Origin of the sequence: uncultured Endozoicomonas sp., from assembly GCF_947495845.1 — a bacterium.
Classification (GTDB): domain Bacteria; phylum Pseudomonadota; class Gammaproteobacteria; order Pseudomonadales; family Endozoicomonadaceae; genus Endozoicomonas.
Genome location: NZ_CANMAO010000135.1, coordinates 1 through 206 on the forward strand (window position 1 = coordinate 1; position 206 = coordinate 206).

General features: G+C 51.9%; 1 tRNA gene. It reads left to right on the plus strand.

From position 1 onward, the window contains the following. Positions 1–132 precede the first annotated feature (132 nt). A tRNA-Val gene (locus Q1B11_RS20405) sits at positions 133–205 on the plus strand. Position 206: the final 1 nt, after the last annotated feature.

Here is a 206-nt window from a genome sequence, read left to right on the forward strand (position 1 = left end):
CGGTAGTTCAGTTGGTTAGAATGCCGGCCTGTCACGCCGGAGGTCGCGGGTTCGAGTCCCGTCCGGTCCGCCACTTTATTCTTAAAGATATTGTGACAAAGACGTTTAACGTTTGATTGTGAAAAGTTCATTGGGTGATTAGCTCAGCTGGGAGAGCGTCTGCTTTACACGCAGAATGTCGGCGGTTCGATCCCGTCATCACCCAC